Source organism: Pontibacter akesuensis (assembly GCF_001611675.1).
Taxonomy (GTDB): Bacteria; Bacteroidota; Bacteroidia; order Cytophagales; family Hymenobacteraceae; genus Pontibacter; species Pontibacter akesuensis.
Genome location: NZ_CP014766.1, coordinates 3,267,385 through 3,288,484 on the forward strand (window position 1 = coordinate 3,267,385; position 21,100 = coordinate 3,288,484).

21 protein-coding genes and 4 tRNA genes are annotated in these 21,100 nt (G+C 51.6%); 10 read left to right on the forward strand and 15 right to left on the reverse strand.

Annotated features, from left to right (window positions below; translation table 11 throughout):
• Positions 1–153: 153 nt before the first annotated feature.
• Positions 154–702: an REP-associated tyrosine transposase gene (locus A0W33_RS13865; RefSeq protein WP_068838750.1), complete on the reverse strand. Its 549-nt coding sequence runs from the start codon at positions 700–702 to the stop codon at positions 154–156.
• Between the two features lie 447 nt (positions 703–1,149).
• Between A0W33_RS13865 and A0W33_RS13870 the strand changes: the two genes are divergently transcribed.
• Positions 1,150–1,971 carry a DUF2971 domain-containing protein gene (locus A0W33_RS13870; protein WP_172798121.1) on the forward strand — a complete coding sequence of 274 codons (822 nt, stop codon included), beginning with the start codon at positions 1,150–1,152 and terminating at the stop codon, positions 1,969–1,971.
• A 97-nt stretch (positions 1,972–2,068) separates the two neighbouring features.
• Here A0W33_RS13870 and A0W33_RS13875 read toward each other — a convergent pair.
• Both A0W33_RS13875 and hscB read right to left on the reverse strand, forming a co-directional pair.
• Positions 2,069–2,152, reverse strand: a tRNA-Leu gene (locus A0W33_RS13875).
• Between the two features lie 11 nt (positions 2,153–2,163).
• On the reverse strand, positions 2,164–2,700 hold the full coding sequence (gene hscB / locus A0W33_RS13880) for a Fe-S protein assembly co-chaperone HscB (RefSeq protein ID WP_068838752.1): 537 nt from the start codon (positions 2,698–2,700) through the stop codon (positions 2,164–2,166).
• 167 nt (positions 2,701–2,867) lie between these two features.
• On the opposite strand from hscB, the gene A0W33_RS13885 reads away from it, so the two are divergent.
• The gene (locus A0W33_RS13885) at positions 2,868–3,503 is read left to right on the forward strand and encodes a response regulator transcription factor (RefSeq protein ID WP_068838753.1); all 636 of its coding nucleotides are present in this window, start codon (positions 2,868–2,870) and stop codon (positions 3,501–3,503) included.
• Positions 3,504–4,045: 542 nt separating this feature from the next.
• Here A0W33_RS13885 and A0W33_RS13890 read toward each other — a convergent pair.
• From A0W33_RS13890 to A0W33_RS13900, 3 genes are read right to left on the reverse strand one after another with little or no spacing between them, the layout of a single operon-like run.
• On the reverse strand, positions 4,046–4,336 hold the full coding sequence (locus A0W33_RS13890) for a putative quinol monooxygenase (protein WP_068838754.1): 291 nt from the start codon (positions 4,334–4,336) through the stop codon (positions 4,046–4,048).
• A gap of 29 nt (positions 4,337–4,365) precedes the next feature.
• A complete protein-coding gene (locus A0W33_RS13895) occupies positions 4,366–4,719 on the reverse strand; it encodes a hypothetical protein (protein ID WP_068838755.1) in 354 nt (117 codons plus the stop codon).
• Between the two features lie 45 nt (positions 4,720–4,764).
• Positions 4,765–5,541 (reverse strand): SAM hydrolase/SAM-dependent halogenase family protein, encoded by a 777-nt coding sequence (locus tag A0W33_RS13900; RefSeq protein ID WP_068838756.1) that lies wholly within the window; start codon positions 5,539–5,541, stop codon positions 4,765–4,767.
• 96 nt (positions 5,542–5,637) lie between these two features.
• Between A0W33_RS13900 and A0W33_RS13905 the strand changes: the two genes are divergently transcribed.
• From A0W33_RS13905 to thiL, 4 genes are all read left to right on the forward strand, one after another.
• Complete coding sequence (locus A0W33_RS13905; RefSeq protein ID WP_068838757.1) at positions 5,638–6,705, forward strand: PhoH family protein; 1,068 nt, start codon at positions 5,638–5,640, stop codon at positions 6,703–6,705.
• Positions 6,706–6,783: 78 nt separating this feature from the next.
• The gene (locus tag A0W33_RS13910; protein WP_068838758.1) at positions 6,784–7,212 is read left to right on the forward strand and encodes a GNAT family N-acetyltransferase; all 429 of its coding nucleotides are present in this window, start codon (positions 6,784–6,786) and stop codon (positions 7,210–7,212) included.
• Positions 7,212–9,323, forward strand: a complete 2,112-nt coding sequence (locus A0W33_RS13915; protein ID WP_082815241.1) for a ComEC/Rec2 family competence protein — start codon at positions 7,212–7,214, stop codon at positions 9,321–9,323. The genes A0W33_RS13910 and A0W33_RS13915 overlap by 1 nt, the downstream gene beginning before the upstream one ends.
• A gap of 601 nt (positions 9,324–9,924) precedes the next feature.
• A complete protein-coding gene (gene thiL / locus A0W33_RS13920; RefSeq protein WP_068838759.1) occupies positions 9,925–10,950 on the forward strand; it encodes a thiamine-phosphate kinase in 1,026 nt (341 codons plus the stop codon).
• A gap of 142 nt (positions 10,951–11,092) precedes the next feature.
• Here thiL and A0W33_RS13925 read toward each other — a convergent pair whose 3' ends face one another.
• Positions 11,093–11,461, reverse strand: coding sequence for a hypothetical protein (locus A0W33_RS13925; RefSeq protein ID WP_068838760.1), 369 nt, complete (start codon positions 11,459–11,461; stop codon positions 11,093–11,095).
• Between the two features lie 158 nt (positions 11,462–11,619).
• A complete protein-coding gene (gene rlmD, locus A0W33_RS13930) occupies positions 11,620–13,032 on the reverse strand; it encodes a 23S rRNA (uracil(1939)-C(5))-methyltransferase RlmD (protein ID WP_068838761.1) in 1,413 nt (470 codons plus the stop codon).
• A 112-nt stretch (positions 13,033–13,144) separates the two neighbouring features.
• Between rlmD and A0W33_RS13935 the strand changes: the two genes are divergently transcribed.
• Positions 13,145–13,957, forward strand: a complete 813-nt coding sequence (locus A0W33_RS13935) for an SDR family oxidoreductase (protein WP_068838762.1) — start codon at positions 13,145–13,147, stop codon at positions 13,955–13,957.
• Between the two features lie 214 nt (positions 13,958–14,171).
• On the opposite strand, the gene A0W33_RS13940 is transcribed toward A0W33_RS13935, so the two are convergent.
• On the reverse strand, positions 14,172–14,909 hold the full coding sequence (locus A0W33_RS13940) for an SH3 domain-containing protein (RefSeq protein WP_068838763.1): 738 nt from the start codon (positions 14,907–14,909) through the stop codon (positions 14,172–14,174).
• Between the two features lie 69 nt (positions 14,910–14,978).
• Between A0W33_RS13940 and A0W33_RS13945 the strand changes: the two genes are divergently transcribed.
• Together A0W33_RS13945 and A0W33_RS13950 are read left to right on the forward strand one after the other, a co-directional pair.
• A tRNA-Lys gene (locus A0W33_RS13945) sits at positions 14,979–15,054 on the forward strand.
• A 133-nt stretch (positions 15,055–15,187) separates the two neighbouring features.
• A tRNA-Lys gene (locus tag A0W33_RS13950) sits at positions 15,188–15,260 on the forward strand.
• A 105-nt stretch (positions 15,261–15,365) separates the two neighbouring features.
• Here the strand turns inward: A0W33_RS13950 and A0W33_RS13955 are convergent.
• Positions 15,366–16,724, reverse strand: coding sequence for a hypothetical protein (locus tag A0W33_RS13955; RefSeq protein WP_068838764.1), 1,359 nt, complete (start codon positions 16,722–16,724; stop codon positions 15,366–15,368).
• A 78-nt stretch (positions 16,725–16,802) separates the two neighbouring features.
• Positions 16,803–17,561 (reverse strand): ABC transporter ATP-binding protein, encoded by a 759-nt coding sequence (locus A0W33_RS13960; protein ID WP_068838765.1) that lies wholly within the window; start codon positions 17,559–17,561, stop codon positions 16,803–16,805.
• A gap of 298 nt (positions 17,562–17,859) precedes the next feature.
• On the opposite strand from A0W33_RS13960, the gene A0W33_RS13965 reads away from it, so the two are divergent.
• Positions 17,860–17,941 (forward strand) — tRNA-Leu (locus A0W33_RS13965).
• Between the two features lie 164 nt (positions 17,942–18,105).
• On the opposite strand, the gene A0W33_RS13970 is transcribed toward A0W33_RS13965, so the two are convergent.
• From A0W33_RS13970 to A0W33_RS13985, 4 genes are read right to left on the reverse strand one after another with little or no spacing between them, the layout of a single operon-like run.
• Positions 18,106–19,680: an NFACT RNA binding domain-containing protein gene (locus tag A0W33_RS13970; protein WP_068838766.1), complete on the reverse strand. Its 1,575-nt coding sequence runs from the start codon at positions 19,678–19,680 to the stop codon at positions 18,106–18,108.
• The gene (locus tag A0W33_RS13975; RefSeq protein ID WP_068838767.1) at positions 19,681–20,442 is read right to left on the reverse strand and encodes an MBL fold metallo-hydrolase; all 762 of its coding nucleotides are present in this window, start codon (positions 20,440–20,442) and stop codon (positions 19,681–19,683) included.
• The gene (locus A0W33_RS13980) at positions 20,439–20,714 is read right to left on the reverse strand and encodes a hypothetical protein (protein WP_068838768.1); all 276 of its coding nucleotides are present in this window, start codon (positions 20,712–20,714) and stop codon (positions 20,439–20,441) included. Before A0W33_RS13980 ends, A0W33_RS13975 begins: the two co-directional genes overlap by 4 nt.
• Entirely contained in the window at positions 20,715–21,098 is a 384-nt protein-coding gene (locus A0W33_RS13985) for a response regulator (protein WP_068838769.1), read from the reverse strand. It lies immediately after the preceding gene.
• Positions 21,099–21,100 lie beyond the last annotated feature (2 nt).

Consider the following 21,100-nt stretch of genomic DNA (forward strand, 5'->3'; position numbering starts at 1 on the left):
GCGTCCGCTTGTGCCTTGCTTTGCCAACAGCTATGTGCGTTCCCAAGCAAAGTATCCTGACAAGTTTATACCTAGGCCATAGCTGTTCCTGTTAAAGCAGGTTGATTTTGGCACACGCAGACGCTTGCGCCAGGAATAGTTGTGGCGCTGGGCTTATTCAATTAACATGATGTCCAGCAGCCCTTTTTCTCCGGCATAGTCGCGTGCGCTACTGTAGGTAAAATCTTCAGGGCTGCTCACAAAGCCTGCTTCTACCGGATTCTGATGAATATAGTCCAGCTTCTGCTGGAGTAATGCGTTGTTATGCAGTTCTATCGGGTGGTTGTGCTGCTGCCAGAACTGAAAACCCTTGTTGTTCCCGTTCTTCTTGCCCGCCCGCTCCATGAGCCACAGCAACCACTCCTTCCTGCTCTCCTGCGGGTTTTCGTTTATTGCCTTTTTAAGTTGATTTGAAGTATGGCTTTTCAGGTCACGCATAATATCCTGTAACGGCTCTTGCTGGCTACCCACAACCAGGTGCACATGGCTCGTCATGATGCAGTAGCCGTACACCTCCAGCCCCTTATTTACCATGCAGTACCTCAGGCTATCGAGCAGCACCAATCGGTATTCGTCGCGGATGAACACATCAAGCCAGTATACTACCGAAAAGCTCACGAAGTATAACTTGTCGTTGTCCCTGAATTTATACTTCCTGCTCATAAACTACAGTTGCTGTTCGGCTATAAATACTGCACTGGCTACGAGCGGGTTCAGTTCGCTTCAACAAATATCAACTCTAAAAACAATACTAACTCTAGCGCAAGCGTCCGCTTGTGCTCCAACAGCTTTGGCTACAGGGCTAGGTAAGGGAAATGTGGGGAATGTAATTTTTGCTTTTTGCAAAGCAAGTCACAAGCGGACGCTTGCGCCATGAATAATTTTAAGTTAACTATATAAGTTTACCTCTAGAAATGAATAAGTTTGAGCTGAGTCTATTGAAGGACTCGCTGAGTTTTAAAATTCACGCTTGAATTATTTTATATGCAAGTTTACTATAAAACTGTTCCTCCGGAAGTATCAATCCCTCCACTCTACCATTATACCTCCCCGGCAGGTATGTTTGGCATGACTCAGAATGGTGCATTATGGTTAACTAATCTTCTGTACATGAACGATACTTCTGAGTATACATGGGCACTGAATTGTATCAAGGAAAAGCTTAAACTGTATGAAGTAGACATAGAAATTGTTTCAGAAAATTCATTTACATCTACAATTTACGCCCGTAGCCATGGGGTTGAAGCATATATTGATTTGGCAAATTTAAATAAAGAAGTGGGAGCATTTTCATTTTCGCTCTCTCAGCGTAAGGACTCACTAAGCCAATGGAGAGGTTATTGCCCTCGTGGTGGGTATGCTATTTCATTCTATGATGAAGGAAACTATGAATATTCGCAGCTTTCCCAAATGATTAAAAAGCATAGTTTATACATTGGTAAATGCTTATACACTGATGACGAATATGAAGTACTAGTGAGTGAGGTGATTATACATCAGGATCTTGCCACATTCCTTTGGTATATGAATGACACTAGGTGGTCTGAGGATGAACTTCAGCGCGCAGAAACCAGAGGTAGAGGTAGATATGAAACGTTGCAGGGTATCCTTGAAAGGATAGTCACTTACGCCCCATTTATCAAGCATCATGCTTTTAAAGATGAGGAAGAATGGCGTATTGTTGCTTTTAGCAATATCCAGCAGTATAAGCATTTAACTAGGTTCAGAGAAGGTAAAGGCTTCATTGTGCCATATTTGGAAATAACATTAATAGAAAAAGATGCTCAAGGAAATTTACCTCCTGTTCAAGTTGGTGAAATAGTTGTAGGCCCAACACCGCACATGGATTTGGCTGTTAATGCCTGTCAACTGTTTAGAAGTGAATTGTCAGGAAGGGTAACTCCCTCGGATATTCCTTATCGAAATTGGTAAAAGCTATTCCTCATTCATATAAGTGTATTTTACCATCCCCTGAAAACAAAAAAGCCTTGTAAGTTATTAACTTACAAGGCTTTTTATGTTGTTAATGTACCCGGAGCCGGAGTCGAACCGGCACGAGTGTAACCTCATTGGTGTTTGAGACCAACGCGTCTACCAATTCCGCCATCCGGGCATGTTCCCCTGTCAGGAACGAGTTGCAAACTTAGATAAACTTTCTTGAATGCGCAACAGGTATTTCTTCTTCAGGTAGTAAGTTTTTACCTCCTTCAGCGCCTCTTCTTTTGTAACGCCATGGAGCTCAGGGTATCGCTGCAAAACGGGCAGCACATCGTTATCTAATTGTGCCGTTACGCCGGTGGTTTTCTCGCCGATCTCGTGCAGTTTGTCCGCATCCATGTCAAACTCCAGCTCCATCAGCTCCTCGTTCAGCTCCATCATCTCCATCAGGAAATCGGAGGGGAGTTCGTTTTTGCCGCCTTCCTCCAGCAGCCCGTGCTCCTTCAGGATGTACTGCATGCGCAGGTCCGGATCGGAGAGGGTGCGGTAGGCGTTGGTGTTCTGGGTGGATAGTTGCAGAATCTCCTGCTGCTTTTCCTGGGGCTCGTTGGCGAAAAAATCGGGGTGGTACTCCCGGCTCAATTTATAGTAAGTGTTTTTCAGGGCTTTCTCGTCCAGCAGGAAGCTTTCGGGTATATTATAGAATTCGAAGTAGTTGCTCATTTATACTTTGGTTTTAAGTAGGCATTGCTCTACAAAGGTACAGAAAGTGCCCCACTAAAGTTTTAAGCTCGGCAGCAGCGCACAATTTTGTATTGAAATAAGACTTTCTATTTAGATTTTTTCTAAATAACTTTGTTCTGAAACTACGTTTAAACATTAACTGCCCTATGTCTCCCATCCGCGTGCTTGTAGCCGATGCCAACCTGCTCATCAGGAAGGGCCTTTCCGTACTGCTGGAGCAGCAGGGGCTGGAGGTGGTGGCAGAGGCCGAAAGTGAGGCGGAGCTGATGCAACTGGTGCAGCAGCACCAGCCAAACGTTGTGTTGCTGGATTGTAACCAGCCGGGCCTGCTGGAGGTCTCCAAAATGCGATCCTTAACAGCGCTTAGCCCAAACACGCACCTGCTCATTATTACAGACGACTGCAGCAAGGAAACAGTGCTGGGGGCATTGGAGGCAGGTGCCACCGGCTATGTGCTGAAGCTGTGCGGGGAGCAGGAGATCCTATATGCCGTGCAGGCCACGGCCCGTGGCGAGCGCTCCATGTGCAGCCATGTGCTGGAGTCGGTGTTCGCCAAAAACGACACACCGCAGGTGCTGCACCCACTTTCAGCCCGCGAAACCGAGATCATCCAGCTTATCGCCGAAGGCAAATCCACCATGGAGATAGCCGACACGCTCTTCCTGAGCCACCACACCATCAACTCCCACCGCAAAAACATCCTGCGCAAACTACAGATTAAGTCTCCCGCCGAAATGATCGTCAAAGCCCTCGACCTGGGCATCATCAAACCAAGCCGGTAAGTTAATTTTGAATAACTGAGTTTTGAATGATTGAATAAAGGAATTTTCAGCATGAATGAAATCCCCTCGCCCCTTGGGGAGAGGGCTAGGGTGAGGGGCATACGCTGGCTTTCAAACTTAGGCAGTTGCACTTGTTGGTCTCTGCGAGCCCGTCGGGTTACAAACCCGACATCATTAAAAGACACAAGTATAAATACTTGCGCCAGCGTAAGTATTGAAGTGAAATTCCCCTCCTCGGAGGGGTAGGGGTGGGTTAATTTCTAAGCAGGTTTTGGGTTGCTTTAAGTTAAGCCTGCATCCGGCCAGACGCTCGCAGGAGCTGCGCACGCTGCGAGGTCTTCAGGCTGTAGCCACTTACTGTTGTCATTTCGAGCACTCCTGAGGCGCGAGCCGAAGAGAGCGAGCGTAGCTCTGGGTAAACTATTCGAAATCCTGAATAGATCTCTCCTTTCGTCGAGATGACACTAGTGGAGTGGAAATGACAAGGAAAGAATTGACACTATTTAATTATTCACTCATCCACTCAATCACTCATTCAAAATTCAAACTTCCACCTGCTGCAGCGACCAGGCTTGTGGTTTATCTGAGAACAGCTTTTTAGTAGCCGGCCATACTTGCCCGAATAATTCTGAATCGCGGTAGGCGTTCAGGTGCGTTTCGGATTGCCAGTGGCTGTAGGTGCTGTACACGTTGGGCTGGTTCACGTCCTGCAACAGCTCCACGTGCTGGCAGCCGTCGAAGGCGCGTATCTTATCTTTTGAGCTGCGGAAGATCTCCAGGAATTCACCGGTTTTCTCCGGCAGAAAAGTCATTCTGACAATGCGAATGATCATGCGTAGCGGGTTGATGTTGTTTAAAAAAATCAGTGACCTGTTGCCTTGTGCTTTCTATACTCCACAATGGCAACGGCCAGGTAGGTGAGGGCGCAGGCACCAAACACGTATTGCAGGTACTGCCTGCCCTCCTGGTAAAACACCAGGGCCATCACAAACAAGGCAAAAGACTCGATGAGCAAACAGGTCTGCCGCACGTTGTGGTGGTTTAAGTGCAGCCGTTTCTCCAGCACAACGAGCGCCAGCACCAGCAGCCCGAGCAGCACCAGTATACTTCCCGATAGCCAGTACTCGTGCGTAAGCTTGTCTGTGCCTTTCAGCAGCAGCACCAGCACCGTCATCAGGTGAACAAAGGTAGCCAGCTTCGGATTGTGCCTCCTCATACTTACTTTATTCGGTTATTCAGTCATTCAAAATTCAGAATTAACCTAACTCCCCGGGTAAAAGCGCACGTTCACCTGCGAGTCGAAACCCAGGCCCAGCAGCTCGGCGGCATGGCCCTTGTTGATGCCGATGGAGAGCTGCCCCTGGCTGTTGTAGGCACAGCAGCAGTCGCCGTCGTCTATCTGGTTGAAGTTCGGGAAAATGCGCCCCACCGTTTCACGGCCAAAGTGGATGGTGAACGTACGGCCATGCGCAATGGTCTCAATGCTGTCGCGGGTGATGTTGGTGATCAGGTTGCCGTAGCGGTCCACGTGAATGACGTGGCCGGTAATGGCGTGGTCGCCGAGGCGCAGCTGGCGGTTCATGAGCCGCACGAAATTGCTGGTGCTCTCGCCGAGCACATCCAGCTCGCCGCCTTTGGCCAGGTACACGGCCACGGGCGCCAGCAGATCCCTGGTGGGAGAGGGCATCAGCGGGTGGTCGGTTTTGAGCTCCACCACCTGTTCGGGCTGCCCCTCAGTAAGCAGGGAGAGCAGGCCGTTATCAGCCATTAAAAAATAATGGCCCTTATACTTTGCCGCATGAAATTTGCCTTGTTTATTGCCGTGGGTATCTACAGCAATCAAATGCACCGTGCCAACCGGGAAGTCCTGGAACACGGAGCCGAAAACATACTCGGCGTGCGCGATGTTGTAAGGCTCAATGGCGTGCGAGATGTCTACAACAGTGAGTTGTGGGTCTAGCGAGATGATTTTGGCCTTTACAGCAGCCACGTAATGGTCGCTATATCCAAAATCAGACAGAAACGTAATTACAGCCATACTACGAACTATAATTTGAGTAGATTTGTATCAATATATAGATTTTAGTTAAGGTAAATAAAATATTTTTAACCTACTATATACGAGGGTAATCATTTGGTTGAGAAAGTAATAACGCTAGAGAATGTTTCTCTGATCGATTTTCTGGGGACAGAGAATCAGAACATAAAACAGCTGGCTGCCGCATTCCCGAGCAGCAAAATCATTTCCAGGGGAAATGAGATCATGATTCAGGGCCAGACGCCCGAGATCACCAAGATCCACGAAATCCTTTCATCACTCATAGACCATTACCACAAGTTTGGGAAGATTACGCATAACAGCGTAAATAGATACCTTTCTGCCGACTCCATTACGGAGGAAGACGTGATCGTTACCTCTCCGGATGTGATCGTGTATGGTAGCAAAGGCGGCATCATCAAGGCCAAAACACCGAACCAGCAAAAGCTGGTGGATGCGGTGGAGAACAACGACCTGGTGTTTGCCATCGGACCTGCCGGTACCGGTAAAACCTATGTGTCGGTAGCGCTTGCTGTGCGTGCGCTAAAGAACAAGGAGGTCCGAAAGATCATCATCTCCAGACCGGTGGTAGAGGCAGGCGAGAGCCTCGGCTTTCTGCCCGGCGACATGAAGGACAAGGTGGACCCGTACCTGCGCCCGATCTACGACGCGCTGGAAGATATGATTCCGGTGGAAAAGCTGAAGTACTACCAGGACAACAAGATCATTGAGATAGCGCCGCTGGCCTATATGCGCGGCCGCACGCTGAACAACGCCTTTGTGCTGCTGGACGAGGCGCAGAACACCACGCCCGCCCAAATGAAAATGTTCCTGACGCGTATGGGCCCGACGGCCAAGCTGATGGTGAACGGTGACTGGTCGCAGGTGGATTTGCCGCGCAACCAACGCTCTGGTTTAACCGAGGCGCTGAACATACTCAAGGGTGTGAAAGGCATTGGCTTCGTGGAGATGAGTGCCGAGGACGTGGTGCGCCACAGACTGGTGCGCGACATCATCAAAGCCTACGACAAAGTGGAGGACGCGCGTAAAGCGGCCCGCGAGGAGGCCAAGGCAGCCGAAGACGGTGCCGGAACCAAGCAACCAGCCGTAGACCGCAGAAGAGCGCCTGCCAAAAGCACGAAAGCTGCCAACCCGGAAGGATAACAGCAGGTTGATTTAAGACATATCGAGAAGCAGGTAGAGGCGCGTAACAGCGTCTCTACTTATTTATACTTTACAGGAATGATTCAACTCAAACGCATACAGGACGAGCAGGATTTGCAGGCTGCCTTTGCCATTCGGGAAAAGGTGTTTGTGCAGGAGCAGAATGTGCCCCGCGACGCCGAACTAGACCAGCACGAGCCAACGGCAAGGCATTACCTGGCTACGTATGATGGCGTTCCGTGCGGAGCAGCGCGCTGGCGCAAAACAGAGAACGGCGTAAAGCTGGAGCGCTTTGCAGTGCTGCCCGAATACCGGAACAAGAACGTAGGGGCGAAGGTGCTGGAGGCGGTGCTGGAGGATGTACAGGCCGAGCAGCCGCAGCAAAAGATTTACCTGCATGCCCAATTACCGGCTGTTAATTTTTACAAACGCCACGGCTTTGCGCCGGAGGGCGAGATGTTCAGCGAGTGCGACATTCAGCACTATAAAATGACTTACAGAGGCTGATGCTACGGTGGGCGCCATATCCAATTGTGCGCGTCACGCTGAGTTTTATACTTGGCGTTCTGCTGTATCTGTTAATAGGCAGGCAAGAAGGAATAGGCCCCGGACTGCTTGCCTTCTTCTTTGCCCTGTTTATACTTGCCGCCATACTTGCGAAAAAGTACAGAACTGCCTTTGCCTATGATGTGGCCGGTATACTTGCCTTGCTCACTTTCGCTATACTTGGTTTCGTGATCACGCAGCAGCGCACCGAAATTTACCAGCCCAATCACCTTGCTCATCTTTCTGCTGCACCTGCCTTCTACATCGGCGTAGTGGACGATTATGTGCTGCAAAAACCCGGCTACCAAAGCACGGTGCTGGAGGTAACGCAGGTGCAGGTAAACGGTGCCTGGCAAAAGGCCAGTGGCAAGGTGCAGCTGTCGGTGCCGCACGACTCGGAGGCGAAGTATGAACTGAAGTATGGCGATGTGCTGCTGGTAAAAGGCGCGCCGCAGGAGGTAACACCACCGCTCAACCCCAATCAGTTCGACTATCGGAATTATCTCGCCAACAAAGGAATCCACTACCGCCATTACCTGCAGTCTTTCCAGTACCAGAAGCTCGGCCACGAACCAAACAACCTCATTTTATCCTACAGCATACAGCTGCGCCGCAACCTCGACGAGGTGCTGCGCGAGCGGATAGGGGAGAAGCGGGAGTACATGATTGCCTCGGCACTTATACTTGGGGTGAAGGACGAACTGGACAACAGCATCCGCCAGGCCTACGCCGATACGGGCACCATGCACGTGCTGGCGGTGTCGGGGCTGCACGTGGGCCTGATCTATACCTTGCTGATGGTAGTGCTTGCCCGGATGAACAGCACGGCGCGGCAGCGCTGGCTCGGGGCTATACTGGTACTGGCGGTGCTGTGGCTGTACGCCTTCATCACCGGCCTGTCGCCTTCGGTGCTGCGGGCGGTGCTCATGTTTAGTTTGGTAACAATAGGACTGGCCCTGCGGCGGCGTACGGTCATCTACAACACGGTGGCCTTTGCGGCGGGGGCACTACTGTTTTACAACCCGTACAACCTGCTGGAGGTGGGCTTTCAGCTGTCGTTCCTGGCGGTGCTGGGCATCGTGTACCTGCAGCCGCGGCTTTACAAGCTGCTGGAGGTCGATAACTGGCTGCTCGATTTTGTCTGGGCCTATTTTACGGTGTCGGTGGCGGCGCAGCTGGCTACCTTGCCGCTGGGGCTGTACTACTTCCACCAGTTCCCGATGTACTTCTGGCTGGCAAACATTGTGGTAGTGCCGCTGGCAACGCTGGTGCTCTACTCGGGTGTGGTGGCTTTGCTGTTCAGTTGGGTGCCGGTGGTCAGCAACTGGCTTTTCGACCTGCACCTGGTGCTCACCTACCTCATGAACGACTTCAACCTGTGGGTGCAGCGCTGGCCGCAGGCGCTCGTCAACGGCATCGACATTACGCTACTGCAGGCGGTGTTGCTGTACGCGTTGCTGCTTGCCTTTATCCTTTTCCTGGCGATTAAAAAGCTCCGCTACCTAAGTATAGCCGTGGGGCTAGTAGCCATACTTGTGGTGCAGGAGATAACGGAGGCGCAGCGGCAGCAAAGACAGAAGCAGCTGGTCGTCTACAGTGTGCGCGGCAGTACAGGTGTCGGTTTAGTACAGGGGCAACAAGCGGTGCTGCTGGCTGATTCCGCCTTACGCCACAACAAAAGTAATTACACCTTCAACGTGCAGCCGCACCTGTGGCAGTTGGGGGTGCAGCAGGCAAATATCGTTTCCTTTGTGGATGCTGCCCCGGGTACAGCGCCGCTTGTCACGCTGCCTGACAGCAACCAACTGCTGGTGTGGCAGGGCAAGCGCTGGCTTATACTTTCTCGTCCTCCCAAGCTGCACCCGAAGGCAGGCTTTGAAGTAGATTACCTTCTCTTGCGTCAGAACATCCGCGTTTGGCCTGAGCAGCTGCAGGCATATAAAGCCGGTAAAGTTATATTGGATGCCTCCAATGCTACCTGGTACCGCAAGCGCCTGCACCAGCAGCTCGATACATTGGGCATTTCATACTTTGATGTAGCGGACTCCGGAGCATTTGTTGTGGAGTTTTGAGTGGGAGTGTAATACCCACCCCAGCCCCTCCGAGGAGGGGAATACTCCGCAGTAGTGAAAACATCCCCCTACCCCCTTCAAAGGGGGACTTGGCATAAGTTGCATAGCATAAGTTGTGGCTAGTTGAACTGATTCCAGTCCTTGGGTGGGGGTAGGGGCCCTCGAAAAAGAGCGCCTTTGGAGTTTTTCGGTCCCGCGGGAGCGGGATTGCGATGCGCGAGCGAGCAAAGAAAAGGTCCCGGCGCGAAATCCGAGGACGGGGCCTCGCGGCCGTGAGCGCACCAAAGCAGGAAGTGGAACAGTAGGTGTTTGGGAACTGGAGGATCAGCAGTAGCTAGGAAGGATAACTTGGTTGAGGTTGTGGTAAGTGGAGGCTATGCAAGTATGGCTAGAACAATTATAGCTAGAACAACTATAGCAGCGGCTATTCATGCCCCCTAGCTCTCTGCCCAAGGGGCGAGGGAATCCAAATCATGCTTAAAATGCCCCTCCTCGGAGGGGCAGGGGTGGGTTAACCAATTGTGAATAGCAGCTTCATCCCCACCACCCCACCATCATCTTACGAAATTCGTATCTTTGCACATCCAAAAGAGAAACAGACATGAGTGACTATACCCCATTGAACAAAGTAGGAGAGTTCGGGCTGATCCGGATGATCAAGGAGAAAATTGAATTGCGCCACGGTTCCACCATCAAAGGCATTGGCGACGATGCAGCTGTGCTGGAGCCGAAGCAAAAGCAGTTGGTCGTGTCATCGGACATGCTGCTGGAGGGCGTGCATTTCGACCTGACCTTCTGTCCACTGAAGCACCTGGGCTACAAAGCCGTGGCCGTGAATGTTTCTGATATTGCGGCCATGAACGCTACCCCGACACAAATCACAGTGAACATTGCTGTTGGTGCGCGCTTTACGGTGGAGGCCGTGGAAGAGCTTTATGAAGGTATCCGGCTGGCCTGCGAAAGCTACAAAGTGGACCTGGTGGGCGGCGATACTACGTCTTCTAACTCGGGCTTGATCATCAGCATTACCGCCATCGGCGAAACCACCGCAGACCAGGTCGTGTATCGCAGCGGCGCTAAGTTAAACGATCTGATCTGCGTGACCGGTGACTTGGGAGCAGCTTACATGGGCCTGCAAATTCTGGAGCGCGAGAAGCAGGCCTTCATCGCGAACCCGGACATGCAGCCCGAACTGGACGACAAGCAATACATCGTGGGACGTCAGCTGCGCCCGGAGGCGCGGATGGACGTGATTTATGATCTGCGCGAGCGCGGCATTAAGCCAACCGCCATGATCGATATTTCAGACGGACTGGCTTCAGAGCTATTCCATATCTGCAGCCAATCAAAAGTAGGAGCCGTAGTGTATAAAGACAACCTCCCCGCTGACAGCCAGATGCTCGAAACAGCAGTGGAGTTTAACATGGACCCGCTCACCTGCATTATGAACGGTGGCGAAGACTACGAGCTGCTCTTCACCGTGCCACTCGCAGCTTACGAGGAGCTGAAGAACCACCCCGACATCACCATCATCGGCAGCATCACCGACGAAAGCGACGGTGTGAACCTCGCTACCAAATCAGGCCAGGTATTCCCGCTGAAAGCTCAGGGCTGGAGCCACTTTTAAGACGCAGAGCGTCTTAGACACAAGTATCAGGACACAAGACACAAGACTTTTCTTTAGATAGTATGTAAAACAAAAGGGAGGCCTTAAGCCTCCCTTTTGTTTTAGTCTAAAATCTTGTGTCTTACGTCTTGTGTCCCAAAAATCAATCTTCCGGAAACGGAATGAACACGAAGTTCTGGAAATTGCCGTCTACCACGAAGAGGCAGCAGAACTCGTCCGGGTCTTTGTAAGCGGCTTTGAACTCTTCCTCCTTCTCCTCCACAATAAGATTTCGGCTCATGAAATCCTCGAGGTACGAGGCGTTGATGTGCCACTCCAGCGCTGCCTCCTCTTTGGCCAGGAACACGGAGCCAACGGGCAACTGTGTGCGGCTGAACACGAAAATCGGGTAATCAGATATCTTACGCTTGCGCACCTGGTACGATGCCTCTTTCAGCGTTTCGGCCACCACCACAAAGTCCTTTGAGATCGTGCCGAGGTATTTGCCATTCAGTTCCGGATCGTTTTCCATATTTTTTTGGACACAAGTATCACGACACAAGACACAAGACTTTTTCTTTCTGTGTAATTAGTTTGACTTTATTAGCTTCATGAAAGCCTTATCAAAAGTCAACTTTAAACTACTACATGTGGATAGTCCTGTGTCTTGCGTCTTGATACTTGCGTCTTTTATCTAGCTGTTAACAATATAATATTTTCTACATGGTGCGTCTGCGGGAACATGTCCACGGGCTGCACACGGCTTACGTCATACTTGGCGGATAGCCACTCCACGTCGCGGGCCTGAGTGGCCGGGTTACAGCTTACGTACACAATGCGGTTCGGGTGCACCTGCAGCAGTTTCTGCACCACATCCTCATGCATGCCAGCGCGTGGCGGGTCGGTAATCACTACATCCGGCCGTCCGTGGCGCGCAATCAGCTCATCAGAAAGTATATCCTTCATATCACCGGCGTAAAAGGTGGTGTTGGTGATATTGTTGATCTGGGAGTTAATCTTAGCATCCTCGATGGCGCTTGGCACATACTCAATTCCGATCACTTCGCGGCACTGGTGCGCCACAAAGTTGGCGATGGTGCCGGCACCGGTATAAAGGTCGTACACCAGTTCGTTTCCTGTTAGGTTGGCCAGTTCGCGTGTCTTTTTGTAGAGCTCGTACGCCTGGTCGGCATTGGTCTGGTAAAACGACTTTGGCCCCACGCGGAACTTGATGCCTTCCATGTCTTCGTGAATGTAGGGCAGCCCCTTGTAGCACACCACCTCGAGGTCATGGAACGTCTCGTTGCCTTTGGAGTTGACCACATACTGTAGCGAAGTGATTTCCGGAAAAGTGGTAGCCAGGTGCTGCATCAGCGCCTCCATCTCTTCCGGCTTGTCCTCAAACACCTGCACGATCACCATTACTTCGCCTGTGTTGGCAGTGCGTATGATCAGGTTGCGCATGTAGCCCACGTGCTTCACAAGATCAATGAAAGGCAGGCTATGTTCACGGGCGTAGCGCTTTACCTCCAGGCGGATGGCATTGGATGGATCTGGCTGCAGGTAACAATGCTTGATGTCGAGAATTTTGTCAAAGCGGCCGGGGATGTGAAAGCCCAGCGCATTGCGGTCAAACTCCTCGCTAGAGTTAATCTGCTCTTTGGTCAGCCAGCCGTTGTTAGAGAAAGTATACTCCAACTTGTTGCGGTAGTAGCGGGTCTTGGCTGATCCAAGAATAGGGTCGAACTCGGGGAGTGGCACCTTACCGATGCGCTCCAGGTTGTCCTTCACCTGCTTCTGCTTGTAGTATAGCTGGGTATCGTAACCGATGTGCTGCCATTTGCAGCCGCCACAGGTGCCAAAGTGCTCGCAGAAAGGCTGCACACGCAACTCCGACAGCTCGTGGAACGCCACGGCCTCTGCCTCTAAAAACGTTTTCTTCTTGCGGGTGATGCGCAGGTCTACCACGTCGCCGGGTGCTACCCCGGCAACAAAGATCACCATGTTATTGTGGCGCGCCAGGCATTTGCCCTCGGCCACCATTTCCTCGATTCTGATGTTTTCGAGTATTTCGAATTTCGGCTTCTTGCTCTTATTTCTCACAGTGGGGCAAAATTACGAAAATTTTACGCAAATAGCCGCTCCAACACCGGGTGCGGGTAATCCGCCATAAAACTTATCTTTGCAGGTAATTTGAGGATTGAAAACAGAATACATGAAAAATAAAGTAGTGCTCATCACAGGCGGTACATCCGGCATCGGCAAAGCCCTGGCTTTTTCGTTTGGCAGGGCAGGGGCAAAGGTGGCTTTTTCGGGCCGCAACCCGCAGGGGCTGGAGCAAACGGCTGCCGAACTGCAGGCTGCAGGTATCGACAACCTGCCCATTCAGGCCGATGTAAGTATAGCCGCGCAATGCGAGCAGATGGTCGCGCAGACTGTAGCCAAGTATGGCAAGCTGGATGTGCTCATCAACAATGCCGGGATCTCGATGCGGGCCCTTTTTGAGGACCTGGACCTGGAAGTGCTGCACAAACTGATGGACACCAACTTCTGGGGAACGGTGTATACCACCAAGTTTGCTTTACCTTACATCAAAGCAGCAAAGGGCTCTGTGGTAGGCGTTTCCTCCATAGCCGGCTACCGGGGCTTGCCGGCCCGCACGGGGTACTCGGCCTCAAAGTTTGCCATGCACGGTTTCCTGGAGACGCTGCGAACAGAACTGTTGCATTCAGGGGTGCATGTGCTGTTGGCCTGCCCTGGCTTTACGGCGTCCAACATTCGCAACACCGCGCTGGCAGCCGACGGACAGCAGCAAGGGGAGACACCACGCGCAGAAGAGAAGATGATGAGCGCAGAAGAGGTAGCGGACCGTATTCTGCAGGCCACTATCAAACGCAAACGCGACCTGGTGATGACCACACAGGGCAAGCTGGCGGTTTGGGTAAACAAACTCTTTCCGAGCCTGGCCGATAAATTGGTGTACAATGTGATGGCGAAGGAGAAAGACTCGCCGCTGCAAAAGCGTTAATCGTTTTTCGTTGCTCGTTGTTCGCAGGGGGGATTTTTTTTACCTTGTGAAGATCATCATAGAGGCTGGTGGCGAAGGCATTAAGACGCGCAAACAAGCTCCTTACCAGATGACAAAATGTGGATGAGGCTTGGGGAAAAGAGGGCAATGCGTTTCTGAAATGCTGTTTCGCTACATCCCGCGATCAACGAAAAACAATCAACGGACAACGAACCTATGGTAGCTCCAGCAGATTGCTTTTGCGGATATAGGCTGTCTCGCCTTTCCATTTTATCTCGTACCAGATGTCCTGCTCCCCGGTTATGGGCACTTTATGGCCCTGCGTGGCCGTGGCAAGCCAGTTGGAGCCGGCAGAGGGTGCCGACATGACAGCCACATGGTCGTTCCGGATAATGCCTGCCTCACCCAGGCTCAGGAAGTTGACGTAGTAGAGTATAAACAGCAGGTAAAGCGCAAACCCAATTTTCAGGTTTCGGTCAAACCGACGGCCCCTGCGCCACAGTACAACCAGCGTGGTTGCAGTTACTACCGCTACGAGCAGCATCAGCTCCAGCAGGCGCATGTAGTGCTTGCTGAACTGTGTTTTGAAGAACTGCAGGTCGCTGTACTCATAGCCCTGCAGGCGGTGCACCTGGGCCAGTTCCTCCATCTTTTTGAGCGTGGAGCGGCTGGGTTCTTTGGTGTAGAACAGGTGCAGGTAGTACATAGCACCCGTATAATCGCGCAGCCCCTCTTTGGTGTAAGCCATCTTCAGGAGCATCTGCGGAGAGTAATGCTGCTCTTCCTCGAGTATTTGCTCGTATAGCACAAAAGCGTTGGAGTACTGCTGCGCCAGAAACAGGGAATCGGCTTTAGCCAGTGTTAAATTATTTGCTTGAGCAGTAGCTTGTTCCGCTGAAAGTGCCAAAAAAATAACCAGAATGGCTGATATTTTGGATAAGATGTTTTGCATTTAAAAACTTAGCTGTTAGTTTTGCATCGCAATTCAGGGAAACGCTTTGTGATTGCAAGTTAATAAAAAGATTCTGTAGCTCAGCTGGTAGAGCAATACACTTTTAATGTATGGGTCCTGGGTTCGAATCCCAGCGGGATCACCAAAGAAAGCCGAAGCCTTTCCTAATCGAAAGGCTTTTTCTTTCCGCCTCCTAAACGGGTGAGGCTGAAAAATAAATTTGAAAGTTAAACTTAAAGTTTTATCTTTGCACTCCCAATCGGGAAACAACGCGTACTGATTCTGTAGCTCAGCTGGTAGAGCAATACACTTTTAATGTATGGGTCCTGGGTTCGAATCCCAGCGGGATCACTAAAAAGGCCACTCCTAAACGAGTGGCCTTTTTTTATTTACATCCAGGTACTTTTCTGTATCCTCTCTTTTCAACAAGGCAATCATTCTTTGCGGCCGACGCCCCTACGCTGCCTTAAAATGCGTTTCGTGCAGTTTATACTTATACTTGGGGTACTCCTTCAGCACGGCCACCATGGCCAGCATGGCGCCTGCAATCAGCACCGGGTACACCAGGTACAGGATAGGGTGCAGGAGCGGCAGAAACAGCATTCCGAAGAGGCCAATGGAGAGAAAGTTAAAGAGAGTAGAGGTCTTTGAGCTGAAACTGAACAAGCCTCCCTTCACTGTTTTAGGACTCACGATGGAGGCAACAATGCTCAGCGGCGTTAACAACAGGATAGCCCCTACATACATCACCACCGCAAAAAGGGCATTTTCGTGGTTGAAAAACGCAATATAGGCAAACGTAACGGCCGCGTCGAGCAGGAGGGGCAGGCGCAGTAGTTGCAGCGTTACCCGCACCAGGTCTTTTGCCTTGTTGCTGGAGCGCTCGATGGTGAGCCACAGATTCCGGTAGAAGCCCCATAGGTTGTTAAACACATAGGAGTAGACGATGATGGGGCCGGCAAAGAGCCACAGCGTTGCGATTTCGTCCAGCACATGCTGGCCCTTGCTGGTATAGGCGAAGGCATCCAGACCCAGTAGAATGACCTTAAAAGCTAACCCGAACAGAAGCATCTGCTTTACCAGTTTGTGGTTCCTGAGCAGGCGCCAGTTTATACTTCTCCTGGCATCGGTGCTGTGCTCCACTATTTTACGTCGCGGCTCGGCGGCAGCCAGCTCCAGCAGGAAATTTGCGCCCAAAAAGAAGCCAAGCGCGGCCATGTGCACCACCAGCATCAGCCAATCAGATGTGGCCTTGAACATGGGCATGCGGGCCTGCAGGGCAATGAAGGCGGCAGCCATGACAGCGGCAGAGTAAAAGTTGGCACTGCGCCAGCGTGTTCTGCGCTCCACCAATACCTGCAGCGAGCGCAGTGTTACATGGGCCGTAAGCAGCACCAGTATACTTTGCAGCAGGTGGAGCACGGTGTAGTGGGGCGAGGAGAGAAAGAGCAGCACCAGGAAATTAAGCGCCACAAAGTAGAAAGGCGACACTAACTCCACCAGTAATTCGGCCCGGAAACGCTGCAGGGCCGACAGTGGATAGATCTGGTTGATCAGGTTGGCCTTGGGCACATATGCCGGGAAAAAACCCTTCAGAATGATAATGGCCAGCAGGAACAGGTTTGAGTAAGCCAGCACCTCGTCGGTGCCGGAAGCAAATTTATTTTCGTGCGCCAGGTTTAGCAGGTACGTGAACAGCCAACTGTATCCACCGGCCGCCAGCACGCCTAAAATCAGGAGCAACACATTCTTCAGGTGCCTCTCCCCAAAAAAACTCCTTATCCGGGCACGCCAGCAGAATACAATCAGATCCATTTTATTTAGTTATGTGTTTAGAGTTGAAAGTTGTGAGTTGCCTACTCTGAAGTATAACTCTTCCCCCTCAATGCTTTATTAGGTAAACATCCAGTCCAGTTTGGTTTCGGTGCTTTGGGGTGGCAGCAGCAGCTGGAAAAGCGCCTGATCGATTAGGTGCTCCCCGTTCATAGTAAACTCCTGCAACGAGCCGTTATAGAGCAGGTGGCCATCGTTTAACACGCCGATGTGGGTAGCTATCTTCTCCACGTAGTTCAGGTCGTGGGAAGAGATCAGGATCACGCGGTTCGGGTTACGGTAACTTCGGATGAGCTGCACGAGCAACTGCGCGGCAATCGGGTCGAGCCCAGTGAAGGGTTCATCGAGCAGGAGCACCTGCGGCTTGTGCAGCATGGCAGCGGCAACACCCACCTTCTTTTTCATGCCGGTCGAGTAGCCGGCAACGTTCTTGTGCAGCGATTCCTTATCAGTGAAAAAGTAGTTGATGAGGCTGCTGATCCGCTCTTCGGCCTCATCAGGAGAAAGTCGGTACAGCTTGGCCACGAAGTTCAGGTAGTCCACGCCTGTAAACTCTTCTATCAATGGATTATCTTCGCACAAAGCACCCAGGTTTTGCTTTACTTCCAGTTGGTGCTTGTGGTAGTCTTTGCCAAACAAGGTAATGCTGCCGCTGTCAGGCTTCACCATGTCCAGAATACAATTGAGGAACGTGCTTTTGCCAACGCCGTTTTTGCCCAGCAGGCAGTAAATCTGACCGGGGGCAACCGTTAAGCTGATATCCTGCAGCACGTGCTTCTTCCCAAAAACCTTCGATAATCCGTTTATTTCTATGCTCATAAAAACACCTCTACATAACCCTGAAACAACAAATGGGTGCAGTTATACTTGTCGCGCAAGTATAACCAGAACGCAATGCCATGGCGGCTTCTTATTATTAAGCCTTTATCTTCTTAAATTGTTTCTGTTTTTCTCCTGATTTATTCGGGGGCAACAGCATGTAAAACCAACACTGCGGCAGTGGCGAAGGTTCTTTGGCAGCGGCTTTAACAGAGGAAATGTTGCGGCTGCTAAATTTTAATCCTGCGCCTTTGGAATATTGGAACGCCCTCTTTACTTTTGCAACCACATTTTACCTGCGCACGTGGTGAAACTGGTAGACACGCCATCTTGAGGGGGTGGTGCCTTCGGGTGTGGGAGTTCGAATCTCCCCGCGCGCACATCAAACAAAAAGAGCAGCCCAAAAGCTGCTCTTTTTGCTATTATACCTTTCTAAACAATTTCCGAATCTTCTCCATACCAAGGGGCCTCAGGCGCACACTAGGAGCCAATCATCATTTCAAAAATTTCGCGTCTTGTGTCTCGGCCCTGCTACTTGTGCCCTTTATTTCGTTGAAGACGCAAACGGATTCTCCGGTTTAACCAGCAGCACCTTTTCGCGCTCCACCACCACGGCACCCGGCGCCGAGCCTTTTGGCTTGCGCACCCATTTTTTAGGGGTATACATGACGGGGCAGAGGCTGTCGGATTTGCGCTTGCTGTAGTAGGCGGCAAGTTGAGCCGCTTTCTCCAATACCGTTACTGGAATGGTTTTGCCCGCCTGGTGCTTGATCACGACATGCGAGCCTGACACATCCTTGGCGTGCAGCCAGATGTCCTCCTTGTACGTATGGCGCTGCGTGAGTTCATCGTTGTTGCGGGCACTCTTGCCCACCAGTATTTTATAGCCCTCAGTCTCGAACACCCGGAAAGGCACCTGCTGCTGCTCCTGTTGCTTGCTGCCCAGCAGGTGGTTATAGTCGCGCAGGTAGGGCTTGAGCTGCCTGTAATCCTGCACCTCGGCTAGTGCCTGCAGGGCATCTTCCAGCACGATCAGCTCCTCCAGTTTCCGTTCCGCTTTTTCCTCCAGCTGTTTTACTTCCACGTGCTGGTTCTTGGCTTTGCGGTACAGGCGCTCTGCCGCCTTCTGTGGTGTTTCGTTTTGCTTTAGCTTGTAGGTGCGGGTCTGGTCGGTGTAAAAGTCGTAGAGCTCCACTTCTGTGGCCCGTGGAGGTATGTTGGTCAGGTTTGCCATCAGTACATCGGCTGTCTGGGAGTAGGAGCGGTCGTGGCGCAGCTCCTGCAGCTTCTGCGTGCTTTGCTCCATCACCGTTTGCGTGATGTGGCGCTTGCGCTCCAGTTGTTGCTTTGCCTGCTCGTACTGCCGCTCAAAGCCCGTCTCCGACAAGTATAGGCGCGTAAAGCTGTTCTGCGCCTCCAGCGGTTCTGTATACGTATGAAGCAGTTCGCCTGTGGGTAGCAGCGACAGCCGGAGCTTGCCCTGTAGCCGGATGATGTAATATTGCTGGGGTTCCTCCAGTATCTCCAGCATGTCCTGCACCAGTTCCCACTTCTCCTCCAGCGTAGCCGAAGTATAGCCGCGCTCCTCCAGGTATAAAACCGGCAGATCGCCGAAGGTAGGATATACTTTGCGGAGGTTACCGTTGGCAGCCATAAAGGCCTCAAAGTTCTGCTGCAGCGGCCGGTCCATCTGCAGCGGGTTCAGCTCAGCGTCCGCGGCAAACTTGTGCTGGAACAGCTCCACCGCCTCCTGCCCCTGGTAAAGTATGATGTTAGACCTGTTGCCAAAAAGCTTGAACAGCAGCAAATAGCCGCCGGAGAGGGCAAGATGAAAGCTGCGTTCGTTCAGGTGCTGCACTACTGCCTCCACCGTCTGCCCCTGCACTTCCTGCAGTAGCTCCACGCTGTTGGCGCGCGCGCGCCTGAACTCGGAAGGAAAGGAGAGAGAGGTGAAATGGGAGGACAGGGCCGCACGGATGTAAAAGTCACGCTCCGGTGCGGCAAACCCAAGTATAAGCTCGTCCTTGTTCTGGCTAAAGGCCGTTTCCGCCTGCAGACCCACCAGCAGCGGCCGGAGTGCCTGAGTCAGTTGCCGTATGAAGTAGTAATTTAAGTGCACTTACAGTTCAATTCTAAGGCCGTCGTAGCCCAGGCGTATAAAGCCCGGCAGTTGCTCCTCCACTTCCCGGTGCAGGCCCATCAGGTGGCTGATGTGTGTCAGGTAGGCTTTCTCGGGCTGTAGCTCCTCCAGCACCTGCACGGCCTCTGCCAGGGAGTAGTGGGAGATGTGGGGCTCAGGGCGCAGGGCATCCAGCACAATTACCTTCGAGCCGCGTATTTTCTCCAACTCTTCCGGGGCAATGTAGTTTACATCCGTGATATAGCTGAAATCGCCGATGCGGAAGCCGAACACGGGCAGTTTGTAATGCATTACCCGGATAGGTGTGATGGTGATGCCCTCAATCTCAAAGGGCTCGTTCGTGATAGGGTACAGCTGCACCTGCGGAATACCGGGGTACCGTGAGTCGGCGAAGATGTAGGCAAATTCACGCTTTAGTTGCTCCAGCACACGCTCCTCGCCATAAAGTGGCATGTCCTTGCGCTGCATAAAGTTGTAGGCGCGGATGTCGTCCAGTCCGGAAGTATGGTCCTTGTGCTCGTGCGTGAACACCAGGGCATCGAGCGTTTTGATGCGCTCGCGCAGTACCTGCTGCCGGAAATCAGGACCCGAGTCGATGATGATGCTCTTACCATCTAGCTCGATGTGCACCGATACGCGCAGCCGTTTATCGCGGTAATCTACAGAACGGCAAACCTCGCAAGTGCACCCGATAACCGGTACGCCCTGCGAGGTGCCTGTGCCTAGTAATGTTATTTTCAATTGACGTTTTCCTGGTTGCAGATTTCGAGGTAGAGCTTTTTAGTTTTCTCACTCAAACGGCTCTCATCCACTGAAATAGTACGAAGTATATCATACAGGCAGTTGATCTTGCCCTCCAGGCTGTAATATTTGTTCACTACAGCTACTTTCATGTCTTTCAGCACACAGTAGCCGGCTTTAAAGCTGCCCTTCTCGTAGCGCAGCACAAAATCCGACTCTGCAAAAATATCCTCCAGCTTGCTTAAAAAAGGCCGCGTGTACTTTAACTCCATCTACTTGTTAATAGTATGCTTTTTAACAGTTTGCACTAACAGGTCGAAATCGAGCGGCTTAGGCAGGTAATCGTTGATGCCGGCCGCCTTGAAATCCTCCATGCTGTAGTTGTTGGCGTTGCCGGTAACAGCGATGATCGGAATCTGGGAGATCTCGGGCTTCTCGTGCGCGCGGATTTCTTTGGTGCAGTCCATTCCGTTCTTCACCGGTATGTTCAAGTCCATGAGGATGGCGTCAATCTTGTTGGATTCTACCTGCTTGATAACCTCACCACCATTCTTGGCTGTCAGAATCTTGTAGTTCTGCAGTTCCAGGATTTTTTTGGTCAGGTTCAGGATAACAGAGCTGTCCTCAGCAATCAAAATAGTCATACTTTCTGCCATGT